This window comes from Longispora urticae (genome assembly GCF_053902585.1).
On the sequence record NZ_JAQZSH010000018.1, the window covers coordinates 214,403 to 236,114 of the forward strand.

The following is a 21,712-nucleotide window of genomic DNA, read 5'->3' on the forward strand; positions in this document are numbered from 1 at the left end:
GAGACTAGACGGCCGCCACGCCCGCCAGCAGGATCGCCCGCAGCTGGGCGATGATGTCGGCCCGGTTCCGCTCGAACGTCGGGTCGCTCAGCTCCGTGGTGTTGTCGGCGGCGAAGTCGAGCACCGGGGTGTGCACGTGGCCGCCGGGCGGGCCGCTGAAGGTGCTGCGCAGCAGGGTGGCCCGGTACGCGATCTCGTTGGAGAGGTAGCCGCCCCCGCCGCCGTTGACGGCGATGGAGCCCGGGGTCGGGCCGTCGGGCCGGAACACCGGGGCCGTCTGGCCGGCGGGGATCTCGGTGACGGACCGGTTGACCAGGACCGGGAACCGGCCGGCGGCGGTCTTCATCTGGTCCACCGGCAGGGTCGAGGGCACGAACTCGTTACCCCGCATCACACCGGGGAACGTTCTCGGCTCGGTGAGGCTGCCGCCGCCCCAGATGTTGTTGTTGTCGCCGATCGAGGTGACCGAGCGCCGCCGGCCGTTGGACACCTCCAGGTCGAACTGTCCCGGCCGGCCCTGGCTGACCGTGGCCACGAGGTGGGCGCGCTGCGGCCCCTGTACCCAGATGTGCGGCCGGAACGCCTCCTCGACCATGCCGTTGTCGAAGTCGGCGTACCGGACCGGGAACATGGCGGCCTGGATCTGGACCCGTTCGCCGCCGACGGTGAGCCACTTGCCGTCGAGGGCGAGGGCGTTGACCCCGGACGGGTTGCTCCGCCGGATCTCGGCGTCGAGGACGAACGGGTCGAAGCCGGAGACGAAGAGCTTCTTCACGCCGGGTACGTCGGCGAAGTCGGTGCTGGTGATGCCCCGGGAGGCGCGTTCGAGGCGGCGTTCGAGGGCCGCGCGGTCCACGGTGAAGCCGGGGGTCCACTGGCGGAGCGCGCGGGTCATGGTGACCCGGGCCCAGTACAGGGGCCGGTCGTCGCCGCCCCGGGCCACGGCCGCCTCCCAGAGCGACCGGCCCTGCGCGTCGAGGGAGCGTTCGGCGGCCGCGACGTTCCGCAGGGCGCACAACGAGCGCTCGAAGGCGGTGACGTGCCCGGTCAGGCCGCCCCGGGCGATCAGCCGGGCCGGCACGGGTGCGGGATCGGAACCCAGGGTGCGGGTCAGGCGCTGTTCCTCGACGGTGAGCGGGACCTGGGCGTCCCGGCAGGAGGGGGCCGCCGCGGCGGGGTGCGCCGCGACCAGGATTCCACCGAACAGGGTGAGCAGCGCGACGCCGCGCGCTAATGGTCTCAACATGTGCCGATCCTCAGCGAAGTCGCGGCCGGGGTCAATACGGGAGCACCGGAATTGCCTGTCGTTTGCCGGCGAACGGCGACTTCGAGGGAAAACCCTTGCGGATCCCCTCTTCTCCACTCCGGACGGCCCCCGCTTTATGGACGATTAGGATCCGCTTAATCCCTCCTTAAAGGTGTGAGTGCGACAGTGAACCGTGCAAGAACAATCCTTCGCCGGTACGCTGCGCGCCGCCATCGACTCCCGGGGCATCAGCCTGGAACGCATCCAGGCCCGCCTCGCCCAGCGCGGGGCCCCCGTCAGTGTCGCCACGCTCAGCTACTGGCAGAACGGCCGCAGCCGCCCCGAACGCCGCGCGTCCCTGGTCGCCCTCCGGCACCTGGAGAGCATCCTCGGCCTCACCTCCGGCGCCCTGTACGACCTGCTGACCGCGCCCACGCCCAAGGGCCGGGCGGACCAGCCGGCCGCCGACCAGCCGGCCGCCCCCGAGCCAGCCGCCCCCGGTCGCGTGGACCCCGCCGTCAACGACCGGTTCACGCTCGTCGACGCCCACGACCGGGTCCTCCTCAGCGGCACCCGGCACGAGCGCCTCGTCCAGACCCGGTTCCTGCTGCGCGCCGACGAGGACGGGGTGGACCGGTTCGTGGTCCTCGCGCCCGCCGGCGGGGACGGGCCGCCCGCGCTGGGGCCGCTGTGGAGGTGCCGGCCGGGCGCGACGCACACCGACCGGGCGGGCCGCCGCGGGATCGAGCTGGTGCTGGACCGGCCCCTGGCCCGGGGCGAGACGACCATCGTCGACTACAGCCTGACCCGCCCGGGACCGGGGCCGGCGGCGACGTCCTGGGAGCGCGGGTTCGGCCGGCCGGTGCGGCAGTACACCCTGGAGATCGCCTTCGATCCTGGCGCGGTGCCGGTCTACTGCACGTGGTTCACGGACGACGGCACGGGCGTGGAGGAGCACCGCGGGCTCGTGGTGGACGGCACCCGGACGGTGCAGGTGGTGACGCGGGACCTGCCGGCAGGGCGGGCGGGGGCGCGGTGGGAGTGGGGCGGCGGCCCGGGGTGACCCGGCGGTCAGGCGGGCGGCGCGACCGTGGCGTCGGGCCGGTCCGACCGGAGCAGGGACCCGGCGGCGATGTCGGCAGCCATGATCGTCATGGGTCGAGCCTGGCCGGACCCGCCGGGGCGCCAGGTCCGCCGAGCGCGCCCCCGGGGCGGCCGGCTACGAGTCGGCCGGCATCCGCAGGTAGCTGTGCGTGCGGCCGATCGTCGCGTACCCGAGGCGGGCGTACAGCTCGCGCGGCCAGTCGTCCTCCTCCGCCTGCACCAGCACCAGGTCGCAGCCCGCCGCGCGCGCCCGCGAGAGCCCGTCGGCCAGCAGCGCCCGGGCGTACCCGCGTCCGGTGTGCGCCGGCAGCGTCATCAGGTCCTCGATCTGCGCGACCCCGGTGGCCGGGTCCAGGTACAGGTCCCCCCGGGAGGCCGCCTCGCCGTCGGGGGCGCGCACCGCGAGGAACAGCACCTGGTCCGCGCCGCGCACCGTGGCCGCCCCGCGCCCGGCCAGCTGCTCGATCACCTCGTCCGCCGCGTCGGGCATCTCGCCCCGCCACTCCCGGCGGGCGGCCTCCGTGCGGGTGGCCACGTCCACGACCTCCACGACGACGCCCGGGTCGGCGGGACGGTCCGGTTCCGCGCCGGTGTGCCGCATGACGACGGTGGCGCTGTGCTCGTACCCGGCGCCGAGGAACGCCGGACCCACCCTGGCGGCCAGGTCCCCGTCCCACACCTGCACCAGCCGGTGCGCCCGGCCCGCGTCGGCGAACACCGCGTCCACCGCCCCCGGATCGGCCGGGCCATCGAGGTACAGCTTGTTGTGCGCGTAGGAGTGCGCGAACGTGTCGTCGAAGGCGCCGAAGCCGTAGGGCAGGTCCACCACCCGTTCGGCCTGGCGCCGGGCGAACGCGCGCAGAAAGGCCAGGGACCGGTCCAGCTCCGGGGTACTCATCCCCGCAGGCTACGTCCGCCGCCCCGGCCCCGCACCCGGTTTCCGGCCGGCTAGCGGAGGCGCAGGGCCCCGGCCAGCAGGTCCAGGGCCGCCGGGTTCTGCTGGGTCTGCATCACGATCAGGTCGTCGACGACCCCGAGCGCGGCGAACGCGTCGATCGTCGTGGCCAGTTCGCCGGCGTCGGTCTGCGGGGCCAGCATGCCCACCGTGACGCGCAGGGTCTCCGGGTCGCGGCCCTCCGCGTCGAGCGCGGCGCGCAGGTCCGCGAGGCGCTCGGCGAGGCGTTCGTTGGGGCCCGGGTACCAGGCGGTGTTCCACGCGTCGGCGTACCGGGCGGTCAGGCGCAGCATCCGGGGCCGGAACCCTCCGATGAGCAGCGGGATCCGGCGGGCCGGCGCGGGCATCAGGGTCGCGCCGGCGGCCCGGTGGTGGCGGCCCTCGAACGTCACGGACTCCCCGCGCAGCAGCGGCACGAGGAGCTCCAGCGCCTCCGCGAACCGGCCGCCCCGCTGGTCGGTGGGGTACCCGAAGTCCTCGTACTCCCGGTCGTACCAGCCCGCGCCCACCCCGAGGGTCAGGCGGCCGGCGCTGATCTCGTCGACCGTCACCGCCATCTTCGCCAGCAGGGCCGGGGGCCTGAACGCCATGCAGGTGACCAGCTGGCCGAGTTCGACCCGGTCGGTGACCGCCGCGAGGGCCGCCTGCATCGTCCACGCCTCGTGGATGTCGTCCGGCGGGACGTCGCCGTGGCCGCTGTACAGGTGGTCGAACACCCAGAGCGAGTCCACGCCCACGGCCTCGGCGTGCCGGGCGTACCCGCGCACCTCGGCCCAGGTGGACAGCTTCCCGGTGTCGTCGAGCCGGGTCATCGGAACGATCACGCCAATCCGCATCCGCGCAGACTATCCGACCCCCGTGGCCGCGAGGATCGCCGGAACGGCCGGGGAGCGCACCGCCGCCGCTCCGTGCGGCCCCCTACGGGTAGGGCTAGCGGTACCACGAAGAGTCGTGGCTGCTGGATCGCGACGGCCACCCGGTTCGACGAGGCTCGGGGTATGCAAACGAGGGACCGGTTCGTCGACGCGCTGCGGGCACTGGGCACCGTGGCGGTGGTACTGCTGCACTGGCTGATGCCCGTCGTGACCTGGGACGGCCACCGGCTGGAGATCGGCAACGCGCTGTCCGGGGAGGGCGGCTGGGCCGTCACCTGGGTGGCCCAGATCATGCCCATGATGTTCTTCGCGGCGGGCTGCGCCACGTACGGGTCCCTGCGCCGGGCCACCGACGGCTGGTCCTTCCTGCGCCGCCGACTCGGCCGGCTGCTGTGGCCGATCGGGGTGTTCCTCGCCGTGTGGGCCGTGGCCGGACCGGCCCTGGTCGCCGCCGGGGTGCCGTGGTCCGCCGTGCGCCGGGCGGCCGGCACCGCCCCGCAGCTGCTGTGGTTCATCGCCGTGTACCTGCTGGTGCTCGCCCTGGCCCCCGTGTTCGGCCGGCTGCACGAGAAGTACCGGTGGGGCGTGCTCGTCGGGCTCGCGGCCTGCGCGGTCGCCGTCGACGTCGCCCGGTTCGGCACCGGGGTCACCGAACTCGGCTACCTCAACGCCGTCCTCGTCTGGCTGATCCCGCACCAGCTCGGCTTCTTCTACGCCGACGGCACGCTGAGCCGCTGGTCCCGGGGCCGGCTCGCGGCGGTGGCCGGGGGCGGGATCGCGGTCCTGACGGGGCTCGTCGTGCTCGGGCCGTACCCGGCGAGCATGATCGGGATGCCCGGGGCCGCCATGTCGAACATGAACCCGCCGACCGTGTGCCTGGTGGCGCTCACGGGGTACCAGATAGCGCTCGTCCTGCTCCTGAAGCCCTTGATCCTCCGGCTCCCGCGCCGCCCGGTCGACTGGATCCAGCGGCACAGCATGACCGTCTACCTGTGGCACCTCACCGCCGCGTTCCTCGTGTTCGGCGTGCTCCTGCTGGGTCTGGGCTGGACGCCGCCCGCGCCGGGCGGCACCGCGTGGTGGCTGACCCGCCCGCTGTGGCTCGCCGGCCTGGCCGTGCTCCTCGCGGTGTTCGTGTTCGCGTTCCGGTGGGCCGAGCAGCGCGACGTGCGGCTGCCGCGCCCCCGGGTCGGGCTGCTCGGGTACGCCGGGCTGGCGTGTCTGCTGGTCGCGTTGCTGCTGGTGGTGACCGGGGGGACGCTGCCGCCACTGGACCGGGGGGTGGACGCGGTGGTGCGGAGCGACCAGGCGTTGGCGGTGTTGCTGGGGGCGCTCGGGGTGGCCCTCGGAGTGCTGGCCCGCCGCCCGACCCCCGCGTCGGCCCAGGTCGCGGGCCCGGCCCCGACGGTGACCGGCCAGGTGGCGGCGCCCGTGCTGCTGGCCCCACGGGAGCCGGTCGGCGCCGGACGGTGAGTCCCGGCCCCGCCCGGCGAAGGTCCCCGGGGGACCGCGTCGGGCGGCCGGTCCGTGCCCGGCGGTCGCGGGTCGCACCCGGGCCCGTCGGGCTCAGGTGCCGGGGCGCAACTGACGGAGGGTGTAGCCCCCGCCGGTCGGGTCCAGTTCCCTGGTCGCCCGTTTGAAGAGAAACTCCGCACGGGGGTACGACAGCCGGGTGCGCCCCGTCTCCGGGCACACGTCCGCGGCCGGCGGGGTCCGTGCGGGCCCCGGCCGGCGGTCGGCGAGGAACAGCGGGCCCCGGGTCCGGCCGGCCAGGAGTTCGGGCAGCAGCCGGGCCGTACCGGAGCGCCAGGTGACCCATTTTCCGCCCACCCGGGCGCGGCGGTCGTCGAGGTCCAGGTCGGTCACGTCCAGGGCGAGGACGGCGGTCACGGGGGCCGCCGACTCGTGCAGGAGCAGCCACAGGGTGCGTTCCCGCAGCGCGATGTCGGGCCGGGTCCACAGTGCCGCCAGCCGGTCCGGGTCCGCAGGTGGGGTCGGGGGGCGGCTCTCGGCGCGGCGTTCCAGGCCGTCGGCCAGGGTGTCCGTGCCGGCCCAGGCGCCGAACGAGCGCACGGTCGAACGGTGCCGGTTCCAGGTCCTCGCGGCCGCGCTCCCCCAGGCCGTGGCGCAGGCGCGGGCCACGTCGGCGGCGGTGAGGTCCGCGAGGGGGACGCTGTCGCCGAGGGCGAGGCGCAGGCGGCGGAGGGTCTGGGTGTAGGAGCGCAGGGTGGCGGGGTCCAGGTCGTCGCGGGCCAGGAAGTCCCGGGCGGCGGCCGCGAGCGTCGACCCGGCTCCCGTCCCGGTACCGGGATCCTCGCCGGCGGCGGCAGTCCCCGCGTCAGGGGCCACGGGGGTCGGCCCGGTGCCGGTCGCGGCCGCGCGGCGGAGGAGGAACGCGCGTTCGGCGGCGTTGCGGGTCAGCGCGGCGGCCCGTTCGAACTCGCGGCGCGCCTCCCCGTACCGGCCGAGGCGTTCGAGCAGGTCGCCCCGGACACCGGGCAGCAGGTGGTAGTCGCGCAGCGCCGGCTCCGACGTCAGGGAGTCCACCAGGGCCAGCCCGGCCCGCGGCCCGCGCGCCATGCCGAGGGCCACCGCCCGGTTGAGCTGCACGATCGGGGTGGGCAGCAGGCGGGACAGGGCCTCGTACAGGGCGGCGATCTGGGCCCAGTCGGTGTCCGCCGCGGAGCGGGACTGGGCGTGACAGACGGCGATGGCGGCCTGGAGCACGTACGGGCCGGGCGGGCCGCCGAGTGCGCGGGCGCGCAGCATGGCGGTGAACCCGCGCCGGATCAGGAGCTGGTCCCACCGGCCCCGGTTCTGCTCGTGCAGCGGGACGGGTTCCCCGGACGGGCCGGTGCGGGCCGCCGAGCGGGACGCCTGGATCTCCATCAGGGCGACGAGGCCGTGCGCCTCCGGTTCGTCCGGGGCGAGTTCGGCGAGCAGGCGACCCAGGCGGAGGGCCTCCAGGCACAGGTCGGCGCGGATGAGGTCGTCGCCGGACGTGGCCGAGTACCCCTCGTTGAAGATCAGGTAGACGACCTCCAGCACGGAGGTCAGCCGGTCGGCCAGCGCCGCCCCGGCGGGGAGTTCGAACGGGACCCGTTCGGCCGCGAGGGTGCGCTTGGCGTCGGCGATCCGGCGGGTGACGGTCGGTTCGGGGACCAGGAACGCGCGGGCGATCTCCCCGGCGGTCAGGCCGCCGAGCAGCCGGAGGGTCAGCGCGGCCCGGGACTCGGCGGGCAGCACCGGGTGGCAGGACAGGAACATCAGCCGCAGCACGTCGTCGGGTTCCGCCTCGGGCGGGTGGTCGAGCTCGTGGGCGAGCTGCTCGTGCCGGCGTTCGAGCCGCTGGGCGCGGCGGACGTGGTCGACGGCCCGGCGCTTGGCGATCGCCATCAGCCAGGCGCCGGGATTGTCCGGGACGCCCTCGTCGGGCCACTGTTCGAGGGCCGCGACGAGGGCGTCCTGGGCGAGTTCCTCCGCGAGGCCGACGTCGCGGACCACCCGGGTCAGCCCGGCGATGATCCGGGCCGACTCGAGTTTCCAGACCGCGTCGACCGTGCGGCGGGTCTCCGCTACGGACATGGCTCGGCTACCGCGACCGTCGGGGGCCGGGCGCCCCGGTCCACGGTCGTCCCCCAGGTTCCGGGACCGGACCTGGTCCGTGGCGCTCCGTCGCGGGACACGGCGCGGCTACGAGAAGACCTGCTGGATCACGCTCTCGCCGTCGCCGACGATCCGGCGGAACCGGCGGCCCAGCTCGACCGCCTCCTCCTTCGACCGGACCTCGACCAGCGCGAAGCCGGCCACGGCCTCCTTGGCCTCGGCGAACGGCCCGTCGGTGACGGTGATCTGGTCGCCGACCGAGGTGATCCGGACGCCGCCCGCCTCGAGGCCGCCGGTGGCCAGGAGCACGCCCGCCGCCGTGAGCTCCTCGATGAACGCGCCCATCTCGGCGAACAGCTTCTCGTCGGGGACGGAGTCGGACGGCTTGGACATCATCAGGTACCGCATGGGAACTCTCCTTCAACGTCTTCCGGTGTACTGCCCACGCGTCGTCCAGCCTATCCGACAGGGAACGGTGGCGTTCCCTGTCACATCTCCCGGACGACGCGTCAGCGACACCGCCCCGCAGCACACCGGAATGAGGCACCCGCCATGACCGCCACCCAGCTCCCCACCACCTCCGCCGCCGGCAGGATCGCGTCGGCACGGACGTCGCGTTCGACCACCCGGGCCCTGCTCACCTGCGGGGTCGTCGCCGCGCCCCTCTGGGCAGTCGTCTCCCTGACCCAGGCCGCCACCCGCGAGGGCTTCGACATCACCCGGCACCCGCTGAGCGCCCTGAGCAACGGTTCCCTCGGCTGGCTCCAGATCACCAACTTCGTCCTCGCCGGGGTACTGACCCTGCTCGGCGCGTCCGGCCTGCACCGGGCGATGCGCGGCACCCCGGGCGGTACGTGGGCGCCCCGGCTGGTACGGGCCGCCGGGGTCGGGCTGGTCGGCGCCGGGGTGTTCGTGATGGACGCGGCGGACGGCTTCCCGGTCGGTACCCCCGAAGGGATGGGTGTGCTGCACTGGCACAGCTTCGGCCACATGATCGCCGGGACGCTGACGTTCGCGACCCTGATCGCCGCCTGCTACGTCCTGGGCCGGCACTACCGCCGCGCCGGGAACCGGGGGCTGGCCGTCGCCTCCCGGGTCGCCGGCTCGGCGCTGCTCGTCGGGGACCTGTGGGCGATGGCCGGCGGGAAGGCCGGGTCGCTGACGCTGGCGGTCGGCGCGATCTCCGCGATGCTGTGGGTCGCGGCGGCCACCGCCCGGTTCCGGCGCACCGCCTGACGCGGACCGGCGGGCTCCGCAGCCCGGCAGTCCTTCAGCCCGACGGCCCGGCGGCCCCTCAGCCCGACGGCCCGGCGGCCCGAGGCCGGCCCCGGTCCCGACCCTCCGGTGAGCCCCGTGCGAACGACGCACGGGGCTCACCGGTGTCCCAGCGGGCCGCGCGGCCCGGACGGTGCGCCCCCTGAACGGCCGCGGGCCCCCGGTACCCGTCGGATGTCCGTCATGAGGCTCATGACAGCTGTCCGAACAGGACAGTGCGGCCGGTCCGGACCATAATGTGTGAATGATCCGGCTGGCGGTGGTCGACGACTTCCCGATGAACGTGCTCGGCTTCGAGCAGACGTTCGTGGCGGCCCCCGACGTCGAGGTGGTCGCGGGCGTCACCGACCCCGACGACCTGCCGGCGGGCGACGCGTTCGACGTCGTGCTGTGCGACCTGTACCTCGACGGCGGGCAGCAGCCCTCCCTCGACGTCATCGAACGGCTGGCCGCCCGCGCGCACGTCCTCGTCGTGTCCCGCTCCGGCCGCCCGCTGGACGTGCGCTCGGCGCTGGCCCGGGGCGCGCGCGGCTACCTGACCAAACGCGCGCCGCTGGCGGAGTTCCTGCCGGCCGTGCGCACCGTCGCGGCCGGGGACGTCTACCTCACCGGCGAGCTCGCCGACCTGCTCGCCGCCGCCGAGAACACCGACCCCCGGCTGTCCCCGCGCGAGCTGGAGGTGGTGGAGCTGATCGCCAGCGGCCTCGCCAACAAGCAGATCGCCGCCCGGCTGTCGATCGACACGTCCACGGTCGACACCTACATCGACAGGGTCAAACGCAAGTTGGGGGTACGCGGGAACAGGGTCGTCCTCGCGTTGGAGGCGCTGCGGCACCAGTACCCGGACTTCCCGCCGTCCGACGTCCGGTGACCGCCGGTCCGGGGGGCCGCCGGGAACCGGCCGTTGGGCCGGAGCGCCGCCGCGGAACGACCCCCGCCCGGGGGCGCCTCCGGAGGTCCGTGGGCCCGGAGCCGCTCCGCGAGGCCGCGGTCGGGCCCGCGACCAGTGCCGGGGACCGGGCCGAGCGCACCCTGTCGGTCGGGGTGTTCTCGGGCCCGGTGGCCGGGGTGCTCCTCGTCGCCGGGCAGGCCGCCGCGCTGCCGGCCTCACCCGCGCGCGGCCCGCTGCTCGTCGTGTGCGTGCTCGCCGCCCTGTCGGCCGGGCTGCTGGCCGCGGTGACCTGGCGGCGGGGCCGGCTGTCGCGGGTCTGGGTCGCCGCCGACTGCCTGGTCCGCCCGGCGCTGCTCGCCGCGTCCGACCTGATCATCTGGCAGGAGGGCGGCCTGGCGGTCACCACCGGCCGGGACAACAGCCCGCTGTACGGCTACCTGCTGATGTCCTCCCTGGTCCCGGGCCTGGCCCCGTGGCGGCTGCAGGCCGTGCTGGCCTCGGTGACCCTGCTCGTGGCCACGTCCGCCGTCGGGGAGCTGGCGCTGGGCAACCCGGCGTGGAACGCGCTGCCCGACGCCTCGGCCTTCTACGGCTCGGCGACGATCGCGTTCGCGGTCGCCCACCAGGTGCGCGCGGTGGCCCGGACGACCGACGCGTACCACCGGGAGGCCGCCGAACGCGCCGCCGCCATCTCCGCCGCCGCCGAGCGCCAACGGCACGCCGAACCGCTGCGACGGCGGGTACTGGTGACCCTCGCGGAAGTGGTGGAGTCCGGCGCGATCACCGACCCCCGGCTCGCCGAGCAGTCCCGCCGCGAACTGTCCTGGCTGCGCGGCCTCCTCAGCCACGGCCCGCACGCGCCGGACGGCGACCTGCCGGACTTGCTGCGCGCGCTGGCCGCCGAACGGGCCGACGACGGCCTCCTCGTCCTGCTGGACCTGCCGTCCGGGGTCCTGCCGCCCGGCGGGCGCGGGACGGCCGCCCTCGTCCAGGCCGCCCGCGAGGCGCTGACCAACGTGCGCAAACACGCCGGGGTCGACTCCGCCCGGCTCACGCTGCGCCCCGAGGACGACGGTTGGCTGGTCGAGGTCGCCGACGACGGCCGCGGCTTCGACCTGGACGCGGTGCCGGCCCGGCTGGGGCTGACCCGGTCGGTGCGGGACCGGATGGCGCGGGCCGGCGGCCGGTCCCGCGTGCTCTCCGCCCCTGGCCGGGGCACCGTGGTGCGACTGTGGGCACCCCGGTGAGCCGGCCGCGGACCCCGCAGGCGCCCGGTGGGTCCGCCCTCGGCCCCGGAGCCGCCCGGTGAGCCGGCCGGACACCCCCGAGCCGCTCCCGCTGCTGCTGACGTCCAGCCTGACCGTGCGGGGGTCGGCGCTGCTGGTCATGTGGCTGACCCTGCCGTGGATCGCGCCCCTGTTCGAGCGGCCGTGGCAGCCGGTGGCGCTGCTGGCGGGCGTCACGGCGGTCAGCGCGGTGGTGGCCGCGTGGTGGTGGCGGGCGGGGCGGGCCCGGCTCGGCGGGCTGGCCGTGGACCTGCCGCTGGGTGTGGCGATGCTCGTCGTGGGCGGCCTGATCCTGCCGCCGGGCGGGACGGGCTGGCTGTACTTCGCCGCCGCGTACACCCAGTTGCTGAGCTTCGCCGTCGGGTTGACGGCCGGCGAGTTGTGGCGGGCGCTCGGCGTCGGCGCGGCGTGGGCGGCGACGGTGGTGGCCGTCGGGGTACTGGTGCGCCACCAGCCGTGGGCGGCCGAGCTGGCGGGTACGGCGGGTTTCCTGGTCAATCCGCTGGTCGGCTGGGCGGCGGCCCGGTACCTGCTCACGTCGACCCGGGCGCTGCGGGCCGCCCAGCGCCAGGCCGTCACCCGGATCGCCGACCTCGCGGGAGCCACCGAGCGCGAGGCGTACGCTGCGGCGCTGCACGACCGGGCGTTGCAGATCATGGAGCTGTTGGCGGCGGACGGCGTGGTCACCGAACCGGGTCAGGCGGCGCGGGTCCGGCGGGTGGCGGCGTGGCTGCGCGACTTCGTGGACACCGGCCGGGCCGAGCCGGACCTGCTGTCGACGCTGCGGACCCTCGCCGACGGGGCCGGCCGGCCGGTCCGGCTGCACGACGCCGCCCTGCGCGCGGGCCCCGTGACCGCGCCGCCCGAGCTGGTGGCGGCGGTCGCGGCCGTCCTCGACGGTGGCACGGGACCGGTGACCGTCCGGGCCACGCCCCGCGACGGCGGCGTCCGGATCACCGTGGTCGGCGAGGGGATCGGCGCCCCGGGGCACGCCGGCCGGCTGCTGGCCGGGGCCGGCGGGCGGCTGGTGTCCGAGCCGGAGTGTCTGGAGCTGTGGGCTCCCGTCCGGTAAACACCCGACATGCCAACGGGGCCGGTGGCTGACAACCTCGATTCATCCCCGGCCGTGCGCGCGGCCGGGGTTCCGTCGACGTCGCCCAGCCGCCTCGGCTTCCCGGGAGGGACCAGCATGCCGCCTGCCCCCGCTCCTCGAACCACCCTGAGGATCCTGTCCCGCACGGTGGTCGCGGCCCTGGCGGTGGTCCTGGCCTCGGGCTGCCTCGGCCCGGTCGGGCGGCCACCGGCGCGCGGGTCCGGCGGTCCCACCACCGTGGCGGCCCCGCGCACCACGGCCCCCTCCCCGTCCCCCAGTCCGGTCGACCGCCGGCCCATGGACGGGTGCACGGTGCTGACCTCGGACATCATCAGCGCGGCCCTCGACAGCCCGGGACCGTTCAAGGGCGTGGCCACGGAACCGATCGAGGGTTTCAAGGACTGGGGCTGCATCTGGGTCACGGGCAAGTCCTACGCGTCCCTCCGTGAGCTCGAGTTCAGCCTGTACCTGGGGTTCACGAGCGAGTCGACGTGGAAGTTCACCCGGGTCGACGGCATCGGATCGCGGGCGTACATCGGCGGGCGCCCGGACGGCACCACGCCGATGCTGCTCTTCGCGGTCGACGGCCGGTACTACGCCCTCCAGGTGTCCAAGGCGAAGGACGACACCTCGAACGTGGCGCTGGAGAAGGCCGCCGAACAGGTCCTGGGCGTGGTCGCGGCCAAGGCCATCGCAGGCTGAGCACCCGGGCGTGCCCGGGTGGACCGGCTGTCGAGGATGGAGGAATCCGGTGGGTCCGACCGTTCTGCTCGCCCGCCCCGTCGTGACGGGGACGGTGCGACTGCTCGTCGCCGGGGTCGCGCCCTGGTCGTCCGCCGGGCGCAAGGCGGCCCGCTACCTGCCCGGCCCCCGGGGCTGGCTCCTGCTGGCCGGAGCCGACCGGTGGACCCGGGTGGCCGGCCACTGACCGGCCACCCGGGTGCCCCCGTCGCCGCGCGGGCGACCACCGCTCAGGTCACCGCGCGGTCAGCGGCCGCTCAGGTCACCGCGCAGACGAGCGTCGGGACCGCGTTCGCGCCGGAGTGGCCGGCCTGGAAGCCGAAGCTCGTGGCCGCCCCGGGCGCGAGGACCCCGTTGTAGGGGGCGTTCGTCGCCGTCTGCGCCCGGTCCGCGTGCTGCTCCGCCGCGTTCCAGATGCCGGTGATCCGCTGGTCACCGGGCCAGGTCCAGGTGACCCGCCAGCCACGGGTCGGCGCCGCGCCGGTGTTGGTCACCGTCACCGTGGCCGTGAAGCCGGTGCCCCACTGGCTGTCGATCCGGTACGCCGCCGCGCAGCCGCCCCCACCGCCCCCGGTGACCGTCTTGATCGGGGCCAGGTAGGCGTCCTTGGTCGTGTCGACCGTGGTCCAGTCGTCGTTGAGGATGCCGCCCGTGTCGCCCGAGTTCGGGTTCCAGGACCAGAACGTCCAGCCGTAGCTGTCCCCGCCGTACTGTGCCGTGGGGCGCAGGTACCCGACCAGGGCGCGCAGCCAGGTCTGGTCCGTGGTCGACGCGAGGGTGGTGCCGAACTCGCCGAGCCACACCGGGGCCGTGCCCTGCTGGAACAGGTAGCCCCAGTTCTTCGTCCACAGCGCCGGCATGTTGGCCGGGAACGACGGGTCGCTGAACCACGGTTGCGCGAACACGCTGGTCGCGTAGTCGTGCGCGGAGTAGACGAGCCGGTGGGCCACCGGCAGCCGGACCGGGTGCGCGCCGGCGCCCTGGAGGTTGCCGCCCCACCAGTACGCGTCGCCGTTGTAGGACTGGACCCCCTCCACGAAGACCAGCAGCTCGGGGTTCGCGCCGAGCACCGCGTCGCCGCCCCGTTCGGCGGCCAGCCGCCAGTCGGTCGCCGGGTCGCCGCAGCCCCAGCAGGCCGGGTCGTGCGGCTCGTTGTGCAGGTCGATGCCGACGACCGTCGGATTCCCCCGGTACCGGGCCGCCAGGTCCCGCAGGTGCGCCAGCCAGGTCGATTCGGGCACCCCGGCGGTGTACCAGAGCGCGGACTGGCCGCCGGAGTCCGGCCGGTGCCGGTCCAGGATGACCCGCAGGCCGACCGCCCCGGCGTGGGACACGATCCGGTCCAGCACGCCGAGCGAGGTCAGCCCGGCCAGGTCGGCGTTGCGGCCGTTCGAGAAGTCGATGCCATCGGGGGTACCGGTGAAGATGTCGTCGCTGTAGGGCAGCCGGATCGTGGTGTACCCGGTCGCCCGGATCTGGTCGATCATGGACCGGTAGTCCCGGATCCACAGCCCGTGCGCGACCTTGTTGGAAGTCTCGAAGCCGAACCAGTTGATCCCGGCGATCCGGACGGGTTGGCCGGCGGCGTCGAGGACCGTCCGTCCGGAGGTGTGCCAGTAGCCGGGAGCGGAGACCGCCGGGGTGGAAGCCGGCCCCGCGGTCCCAGCCGGGGCCGCCGGGTCCAGGGGCAGACCCGGGAGCCGCGGATCCGGTGCCAGGCCCTGGGGCAGCGCCGGACCCGGGGCCGGTGTCGCCCCCGGAACCCGGACCGGGGCGGGGCGCGCGGCGGCCGGGGCGGCCTGGGCGGCCTGGGTCAGGAGTGCGGCGCCCAGCACCAGGGTCCCGGCGAGCGCGCCGGCCCGGAGGAGCCGTGTCGTGGAGTACCACATGAGGGGGTGTCCTTTCTCTACAGTGCCGGGTGCGCGTTGGCCATCAGCTGCTGGAACTGCGCGGAGAACCAGGCGCCCGCGAGCGGGGAGTCCGGCAGCGCGCCCGACATGCTGTGCCCGTTGCGCTCGTTGCCGGTGTAGGTCGGGTCGCACATCCGGTCGAAGCCCTTGCCCTCGTTGTTCGGGATCGCGGTGCTCGACCCGTCGGACTCCCCCGGCGGCTTGATCCAGACGTAGGCGTCGATCCCCGGCGCGGGGTTGGCCCTCGGCCGCTCGCCCAGGCCGGCCCCGGACTGGTTGCACCAGTTGCCGGCGTGGATCCGCCGATCCGTCCGCGAGTCGTTCACGAACGTGTCCAGCACCGCCGACGTGCTCGGACCCGCCGGCCGGGCCGCGCCGCCCCAGCCGTTGCGGGACGTGTCGATCAGCATGCCGATCCCGGGCCGGAAGCCGACCGAGACGAGTTTCGCCCGGAACGCGGTGGCGTAGGACTGCTCGTCGACGTAGAAGTTCCAGTCCACCCATCTCGACTGGCGCACCGTGGCGCCGTTGACGGTCGTGGTGATGGCGAAGTGCGGCTCGGTGAGGGCGGAGTAGTTCGCCGTGTTGGTGATGAAGCCGTCGACGCTGGCGAAGCCGGCCGCCGTCCCCGCGACCGTCGAGGCGAACAGGTTCGCGGCCGGGCCGAAGTTGGTGTCCCAGCCGAGCCAGCCGTGGTGCGCGGCGTCCACGTAGGTGTACACGTTGCCGATCGCGTGCAGCTTGTCGAGGGCGTAGCGGACCCCCTGGACGTACGCGCCGCTGGACTGGGCCTCCTGGCAGGCCGGCACGGTGAGGTTCGTGACCAGGTTCGGCAGCGAGTCGATCTCGATGACGGTGACGATCCGCAGGTTCCGGTACCGGGGCTCGGCCAGGATCGCGGCGATCGGGTCGACGTACTCGGTCCGGTAGCGGTGCAGGCCGTTCTGCGCGATCAGGAGTTCGCCGTTGGAGGCGAGCGCCGAGCAGTCCCGGTTCGGCAGGTTGTAGATGACGAACTCGATGGTCAGCGGGGCCGCGCCGTTGGCCGCGTCCTGGGTGAGGGCGGCTTCCAGGTGCGCGCGGAGGCCCATGGCGTTCGGGGTGCCCGCGATGGCGGCGATCCGGTCCAGCCACACGCCGGTGGGGGTGTTCGCGATCCGGCCGCCGCCGGGTTCGGCGAGGGCCTTGGCGCGCCAGTCGGGGTTGACGTAGCCGGTGGCGCCGGCGAAGGCGTTGTCGACGTGGCCGGGGTCCGGGCCCGGGCCGGCGGTCGGGGACGGGCTCGGGCTCGGGGACGCAGTCGGCGTGGGGGTCGCCGTGGGGCCCGGCGTGGGGGTCGCGCCGTCGCACGGCACCCCGTTGAGGGTGAACGCCGTCGGTGCCGGGTTCGCCGTGGTCCACGCCCCGTTGAAGCCGGGGGTGGCGGTGGCGTTCGTGCCGAGCGGGCCGTTCCAGCCGGCGTTCGTGACAGTGACGTGCCGGCCGGACTGGGTGACGACGCCGTTCCACAGCTGGGTGACGGCCTGGCCCTCGACCGGGAAGTCGAACTCCAGCCGCCAGGTCGCCACGGGGTCGCCGAGGTTGGTGACGGCGACGGTGCCGCCGAAGCCGCCCGGCCACTGGTTCGTGACCGAGTAGGCGACGGCGCAGCCCTGGGCCGCGGCGAGCGAGGGGCTGGTCAGGGCCGCGACGGCACCGGCCGTGCTGAGTGCGAGGGCCGCCGCGACGGCGACGGGTCTGCGGAGGGATCGAGGTCTCATCAGGTACTCCCGAGGGGATTGGGAGCGCTCCCAAACGGGGGCGCCAGGCGTGTTTCCGGGACATTGCGGGAAGTGATCGCCATCATTGCATGGGAGCGCTCCCGGAACAAGGAGGCATCGATGAACATCGAGAAGAATCGGCGCTGGTCGAGCGTACTAAACGGTGGTTTCTGCGGGTTTGGCGAGCGGGTGATTGACAAGGGTCCATCGTCGGCGCACCATCTTGGGAGCGCTCCCAGCAACAGGCGCGCTCTCCCCCCGAACACGTGAGATGAGGGTTTCCATGAGCCTCCGCAACGGGCCGTCGCGCAGAGCGGCGGTGCTCGCGCTCGTCGCGGTCACCGCCCTGGGCATGACCGCGGCGTGCAGCAGGAAGGACGAGGCCACCGCCGACGGCAAGACCAAGCTCGTCATCCAGACCTTCGGCAAGCCCGGCATCGACCAGGCCGTCGCCGCGTTCCAGGCCGCGCACCCGGACATCGTCGTGGACCACCAGAAGCTCGGCGAGCTGCGCGACTTCCAGCCCAAACTCGTCCAGTGGCTCGGCGCGGGCAAGGGCGCGGGCGACGTGGTGATGCTCGAGGAGGGCGTGCTGCTCGGCTACCTGCAGCAGCCCGACAACTTCGCCAACCTGCTCGACCACGGCGGCGGCGCCCTGAAGGACAACTACCTGTCCTGGAAGTACCAGCGCGGGCTGACCCCCGACGGGAAGAAGCTCGTCGGGCTCGGCACCGACGTCGGCGGCCTGGCGATGTGCTACCGCACCGACCTGCTCGCCAGGGCCGGCATGCCCACCGACCGGGCCGAGGTGGCCAAGCTGTGGCCGACCTGGGACGCGTACCGGGCGGCGGGCAACGCGTTCAAGGCGAAGAACACCGGGGCCGCGTGGACGGACAGCGCCACGGGCGTCGTGCAGCCGTACGCGATGCAGGGCGGCGACACGATCTTCTTCGGCCAGGACAACAAGCTGATCGCCGACAGCAACCCGAACGTGCGCCGGACCTGGGACTACGCGAACTCCCTGATCAGCGACGGCCTGACCGCCAAGTTGACCACGTGGAGCAAGGACTGGGAGGCAGGGTTCAAGAAGGCGGCGTTCGCGACCATGCCCTGTCCGGCGTGGATGACCGGCGTGATCAAGGCCAACGCGGGCGACGAGGGCGCCGGCAAGTGGGACGTGGCCACGATCCCCGGCGGCACCGGCAACTGGGGCGGCTCGTACTTCGCCGTGCCCAAGCAGTCCAAGCACCCGAAGGAGGCGTACGAGCTGGCGAAGTACCTGACCGGCAAGGACGGGCAGCTGGCCGCGTACAAGGAGGTCGGCGCGATGCCCTCGTCCCCGCAGGCGCTGGAGGACCCGGCGTTCCGCGACTCCCGCAACGAGTACTTCGGCAACGCGCCCACCGGGCGGATCTTCGCCGACAGCGTGCGGACCATGCGGCCCGTGTTCCTCGGGGCCAAGCACCAGGAGATCTGGGAGAGCGTGTTCATGCCGCAGTTGCAGGCGGTGGAGCAGGGGAAGAGCTCGTCCGAGGAGGCGTGGAAGGCCGCGAACGCCGAGGCGCGCACCCGGGTGGGCTGACCCGAGAGACCGGGTGGCATCCGAGGGGGTGCCACCCTCCACCCCGAAAGGAACGCACCATGAGGCAGCGCCTCTCCCGACTCGACACCACCCTGTCGCCATACCTGTACGTCGCCCCGTTCTTCCTGCTGTTCGCGGTCTTCGGACTGTTCCCCCTGCTCTACACCGCCTGGGTGTCCCTGCACGACTGGAACCTGCTGGGCGGGCACACCTTCGTCGGCCTCGACAACTACGGGGCGCTGTTCGCCGACCCGCACTTCTGGAACGCCACCGGCAACACCGTGGGCATGTTCGTGCTGTCCACCGTGCCGCAGCTCCTGCTGGCCCTGGGCATCGCCAACGCCCTGCACAAGCGGATGCGCGCCCGCACCGCCGTCCGGTTGGGCATCCTGCTGCCGAACATCACGTCCGTGGCGGCCGTGGGGATCGTGTTCTCGCTGCTGTTCGCGAACAACTTCGGACTCGCCAACTGGGTACTGGGCCTGGTCGGCGTCGACCCGGTCAACTGGACCGCGGAGAAGTGGTCCTCCTGGTCCGCGATCGCCGTCATGGTCGACTGGCGGTGGACCGGCTGGAACGCGCTGATCTACCTCGCGGCGATGCAGACCATCCCGGCCGACCTGTACGAGGCGGCGGCGATCGAGGGCGCCTCCGCGTGGAAGCAGTTCTGGCGGATCACGGTCCCGCTGCTGCGGCCCACGATCCTGTTCACGGCCATCATCGCCACCATCGGCGGGATGCAGCTGTTCGCCGAGCCGCTGCTGCTGGCCTCCGGGCGGATCGAGGGCGGCAGCCTGCGGCAGTTCCAGACCCTGTCCATGTACATCTACGAACGGGCGTTCAGCCGCGACTTCGACTACGGGTACGGATCGGCCATGGCCTGGGTGCTGTTCCTGCTGATCCTGGTCGCGTCGCTCGTCAACTTCGGGCTCGTCCGCCGGGGGTCGCGATGAGCCGCTGGGTGGGGAACGAGAAGCCGGCCCGGGTCGATGGCCGGCGCGGGGTCGGGGCGGCCACCCGGCTGTGGCAGGCCAGTCCGCTCACGTACCTCGCGCTGGTCCTCGCCGTGGTGCTCAGCGCGTTCCCGATCTACTGGACGTTCATCGTCGCCAGCCGCAGCAACGACGCCATCAACGACGTGCCCCCGCCGCTGCTGCCGGGCGGGCACCTGGCGGACAACGCGTCCCGGCTGCTCGCCAACGACGACGCCCTGTTCCTGTACGGCCTGGCCAACTCGCTGATCGTCTCGCTCGTCGTCGCGTTCTCCGTCGTGCTGTTCTCCACGCTCGCCGGGTTCGCGTTCGCCAAACTGCGGTTCCGGGGACGCGACGCGCTGCTGATGGTCATCGTCGCCACCATGATGGTGCCCACCCAGCTCGGACTGATCCCGCTGTACATGCTGATGGTCGAGCTCGGCTGGCAGGGCACCCTCCAGGCGGTGATCGTGCCGTTCCTGGTCACCGGGTTCGGGGTGTTCATGATGCGCCAGTACGCCGACGCGGCGGTCCCCGACCAGCTCATCGAGGCCGCGCGGGTCGACGGCTGCTCCACGATCCGGATCTACTGGAACGTGGTACTGCCCGCACTGCGCCCCGCCGCCGCCGTGCTGTTCCTCCTCCAGTTCATGCAGACGTGGAACGAGTTCCTCTGGTCGTTCGTCGTGCTCGACCCCGACACGCCCACGGTGCAGATGTCCCTCAAGGCGCTGGCCACCGCGTACTACACCGACTACTCGCAGGTGTTCGCCGGCACCGCCATCGCCACCGTCCCCCTGCTCCTCGTCTTCGTCGTGTTCGGCCGCCAGATCATCGGCGGAATCATGGAAGGTGCCGTGAAGCAATGACAGAGACCCTGGGCCTGCCCGCCGACTTCGTCCTCGGCGCCGCCACCGCCGCCTACCAGATCGAGGGGGCCGTGCACGCCGACGGCCGGGGACCGTCCATCTGGGACACGTTCTCGCACACGCCCGGCCGGATCCTCGGCGGCGACACCGGGGACGTGGCCATCGACCACGTCCGGCACCTCGACGCCGACGTGGCCGTGATGGCCGGGCTGGGGCTCGACGCGTACCGGTTCTCCGTCGCCTGGAGCCGGATCCAGCCCGAGGGCCGGGGAGCCGTGAACCAGGCCGGGCTGGACCTCTACTCCCGGCTGGTGGACGCGCTGCTCGGGGCCGGGATCGAGCCGTGGCTGACCCTGTACCACTGGGACCTGCCCCAGGCGCTGGAGGACGCGGGCGGCTGGCCGGCCCGGGACACCGCGTACCGGTTCGCCGACTACGCCGAGGTCGTGCACGCCGCGCTCGGCGACCGGGTGACCCGGTGGACCACGCTCAACGAACCGTGGTGCTCGGCGTTCCTCGGCTACGGGTCCGGCGTGCACGCGCCCGGCCGGCGCGACGGGGCCGCGGCGGTCCGGGCGGCGCACCATCTGATGCTGGGGCACGGGCTGGCGGTGGAGAGGCTGCGCGCGGCGCCGGCGGGCGGGACCGAGGTGGGCATCACCCTGAACCTGTACGCGATGAGCCCCGCCGGGCCCGGCGACGAGGACGCGGTACGGCGGATCGACGGACTCCAGAACCGGTTCTTCCTCGACCCGGTGCTGCTCGGCGGGTACCCGGCCGATGTCGTCGCGGACCTGGCCGGGGTCACCGACTTCGCGCACGTCCACGACGGGGACCTGGCGACCATCTCCGCTCCCCTGGACTTCCTGGGCGTCAACTACTACACCCGCAACGTCGTGGGCGGGGCGGCCGGCCGCGATCGCGACGATGTGGCCGGCCCGGACGTCGGGCGGGCGGCCGACCCGGACCAGCGCGACGGTGCCGGGCCGGCCCGGGGCGACGGGCACGGGGCGCCCGGGCTCGACGTCGGCTCGCCGTGGCCCGGGAGCGAGCACGTGCTGTTCACGCAGCGGGGGCTGCCGACGACCGCGATGGGCTGGGAGGTCGACGCGCCCGGGCTGGTGGAGGTGCTGCACCGCGTGCACACGGAGTACCCGTCGCTGCCGTTGTTCGTCACCGAGAACGGGGCCGCCTTCCACGACGCGGTCGCCCCGGACGGGACCGTGCGCGACCCCGAGCGGGTCGGCTACCTCGACGCGCACCTGCGGGCGTGCGCCGAGGCGGTGCAGAAGGGCGTGCCGCTGCGGGGGTACTTCGCCTGGTCGCTGTTCGACAACTTCGAATGGTCCTGGGGGTACTCGCGCCGGTTCGGTCTCGTGCACGTCGACTACGCCACCCAGCGGCGCACGGTGAAGTCCAGCGGCGCCTGGTACCGCGACCTGATCGCCGCCGCCCGGCGGGCACGGGGCGCCGACGCCGCGCCGTGACGGACCGCGGGCCGCCGCGACGGCAGGGTCCGGCGGCGGCCCGGGAGCCCGGGCCAG

Annotated in this window: 19 protein-coding genes; 12 read left to right on the forward strand and 7 right to left on the reverse strand. The window is 74.0% G+C overall.

Annotated features, from left to right (window positions below):
- Nucleotides 1-4: 4 nt before the first annotated feature.
- Nucleotides 5-1,246, reverse strand: coding sequence for a hypothetical protein (locus tag PT931_RS09230; RefSeq protein ID WP_456245279.1), 1,242 nt, complete (start codon nucleotides 1,244-1,246; stop codon nucleotides 5-7).
- A gap of 193 nt (nucleotides 1,247-1,439) precedes the next feature.
- On the opposite strand from PT931_RS09230, the gene PT931_RS09235 reads away from it, so the two are divergent.
- Nucleotides 1,440-2,309, forward strand: a complete 870-nt coding sequence (locus PT931_RS09235) for a hypothetical protein (protein ID WP_456245280.1) — start codon at nucleotides 1,440-1,442, stop codon at nucleotides 2,307-2,309.
- 156 nt (nucleotides 2,310-2,465) lie between these two features.
- On the opposite strand, the gene PT931_RS09240 is transcribed toward PT931_RS09235, so the two are convergent.
- Nucleotides 2,466-3,248, reverse strand: coding sequence for a GNAT family N-acetyltransferase (locus PT931_RS09240; RefSeq protein WP_456245281.1), 783 nt, complete (start codon nucleotides 3,246-3,248; stop codon nucleotides 2,466-2,468).
- 50 nt (nucleotides 3,249-3,298) lie between these two features.
- Nucleotides 3,299-4,141 (reverse strand): LLM class flavin-dependent oxidoreductase, encoded by an 843-nt coding sequence (locus PT931_RS09245; RefSeq protein ID WP_456245282.1) that lies wholly within the window; start codon nucleotides 4,139-4,141, stop codon nucleotides 3,299-3,301.
- Nucleotides 4,142-4,303: 162 nt separating this feature from the next.
- Here PT931_RS09245 and PT931_RS09250 point away from each other — a divergent pair, with 162 nt between their 5' ends.
- Nucleotides 4,304-5,653 (forward strand): acyltransferase family protein, encoded by a 1,350-nt coding sequence (locus PT931_RS09250; protein WP_456245283.1) that lies wholly within the window; start codon nucleotides 4,304-4,306, stop codon nucleotides 5,651-5,653.
- A 93-nt stretch (nucleotides 5,654-5,746) separates the two neighbouring features.
- Here the strand turns inward: PT931_RS09250 and PT931_RS09255 are convergent, their stop codons facing one another.
- Both PT931_RS09255 and PT931_RS09260 read right to left on the reverse strand, forming a co-directional pair.
- Nucleotides 5,747-7,765, reverse strand: a complete 2,019-nt coding sequence (locus PT931_RS09255) for a sigma-70 family RNA polymerase sigma factor (protein WP_456245284.1) — start codon at nucleotides 7,763-7,765, stop codon at nucleotides 5,747-5,749.
- A 108-nt stretch (nucleotides 7,766-7,873) separates the two neighbouring features.
- A complete protein-coding gene (locus PT931_RS09260) occupies nucleotides 7,874-8,194 on the reverse strand; it encodes a YciI family protein (protein WP_456245285.1) in 321 nt (106 codons plus the stop codon).
- Between the two features lie 144 nt (nucleotides 8,195-8,338).
- Here PT931_RS09260 and PT931_RS09265 point away from each other — a divergent pair, with 144 nt between their 5' ends.
- The 6 genes from PT931_RS09265 to PT931_RS09290 all read left to right on the forward strand — a co-directional run bounded on the left by PT931_RS09265 (nucleotide 8,339) and on the right by PT931_RS09290 (nucleotide 13,260).
- Nucleotides 8,339-9,022 (forward strand): DUF998 domain-containing protein, encoded by a 684-nt coding sequence (locus tag PT931_RS09265; RefSeq protein ID WP_456245286.1) that lies wholly within the window; start codon nucleotides 8,339-8,341, stop codon nucleotides 9,020-9,022.
- 283 nt (nucleotides 9,023-9,305) lie between these two features.
- Nucleotides 9,306-9,932, forward strand: a complete 627-nt coding sequence (locus tag PT931_RS09270; RefSeq protein ID WP_456245287.1) for a LuxR C-terminal-related transcriptional regulator — start codon at nucleotides 9,306-9,308, stop codon at nucleotides 9,930-9,932.
- Between the two features lie 89 nt (nucleotides 9,933-10,021).
- Entirely contained in the window at nucleotides 10,022-11,200 is a 1,179-nt protein-coding gene (locus PT931_RS09275; RefSeq protein ID WP_456245288.1) for a sensor histidine kinase, read from the forward strand.
- Nucleotides 11,201-11,258: 58 nt separating this feature from the next.
- Nucleotides 11,259-12,311 (forward strand): hypothetical protein, encoded by a 1,053-nt coding sequence (locus tag PT931_RS09280; RefSeq protein ID WP_456245289.1) that lies wholly within the window; start codon nucleotides 11,259-11,261, stop codon nucleotides 12,309-12,311.
- A 117-nt stretch (nucleotides 12,312-12,428) separates the two neighbouring features.
- Complete coding sequence (locus PT931_RS09285; protein ID WP_456245290.1) at nucleotides 12,429-13,034, forward strand: hypothetical protein; 606 nt, start codon at nucleotides 12,429-12,431, stop codon at nucleotides 13,032-13,034.
- A 49-nt stretch (nucleotides 13,035-13,083) separates the two neighbouring features.
- Nucleotides 13,084-13,260 (forward strand): hypothetical protein, encoded by a 177-nt coding sequence (locus PT931_RS09290; protein ID WP_456245291.1) that lies wholly within the window; start codon nucleotides 13,084-13,086, stop codon nucleotides 13,258-13,260.
- Nucleotides 13,261-13,330: 70 nt separating this feature from the next.
- Here the strand turns inward: PT931_RS09290 and PT931_RS09295 are convergent, their stop codons facing one another.
- Nucleotides 13,331-14,962: a cellulase family glycosylhydrolase gene (locus PT931_RS09295; protein ID WP_456245292.1), complete on the reverse strand. Its 1,632-nt coding sequence runs from the start codon at nucleotides 14,960-14,962 to the stop codon at nucleotides 13,331-13,333.
- Nucleotides 14,963-14,979: 17 nt separating this feature from the next.
- Entirely contained in the window at nucleotides 14,980-16,743 is a 1,764-nt protein-coding gene (locus PT931_RS09300) for a glycoside hydrolase family 6 protein (protein ID WP_456245293.1), read from the reverse strand.
- Nucleotides 16,744-17,026: 283 nt separating this feature from the next.
- Here PT931_RS09300 and PT931_RS09305 point away from each other — a divergent pair, with 283 nt between their 5' ends.
- The 4 genes from PT931_RS09305 to PT931_RS09320 are packed head-to-tail and all read left to right on the forward strand — an operon-like array spanning nucleotide 17,027 to nucleotide 21,655.
- The gene (locus PT931_RS09305) at nucleotides 17,027-18,325 is read left to right on the forward strand and encodes an ABC transporter substrate-binding protein (protein ID WP_456245294.1); all 1,299 of its coding nucleotides are present in this window, start codon (nucleotides 17,027-17,029) and stop codon (nucleotides 18,323-18,325) included.
- Between the two features lie 59 nt (nucleotides 18,326-18,384).
- Nucleotides 18,385-19,278: a carbohydrate ABC transporter permease gene (locus tag PT931_RS09310; RefSeq protein WP_456245295.1), complete on the forward strand. Its 894-nt coding sequence runs from the start codon at nucleotides 18,385-18,387 to the stop codon at nucleotides 19,276-19,278.
- On the forward strand, nucleotides 19,275-20,168 hold the full coding sequence (locus PT931_RS09315) for a carbohydrate ABC transporter permease (RefSeq protein ID WP_456245296.1): 894 nt from the start codon (nucleotides 19,275-19,277) through the stop codon (nucleotides 20,166-20,168). The genes PT931_RS09310 and PT931_RS09315 overlap by 4 nt, the downstream gene beginning before the upstream one ends.
- Nucleotides 20,165-21,655 carry a glycoside hydrolase family 1 protein gene (locus PT931_RS09320; protein ID WP_456245297.1) on the forward strand — a complete coding sequence of 497 codons (1,491 nt, stop codon included), beginning with the start codon at nucleotides 20,165-20,167 and terminating at the stop codon, nucleotides 21,653-21,655. The genes PT931_RS09315 and PT931_RS09320 overlap by 4 nt, the downstream gene beginning before the upstream one ends.
- Nucleotides 21,656-21,712 lie beyond the last annotated feature (57 nt).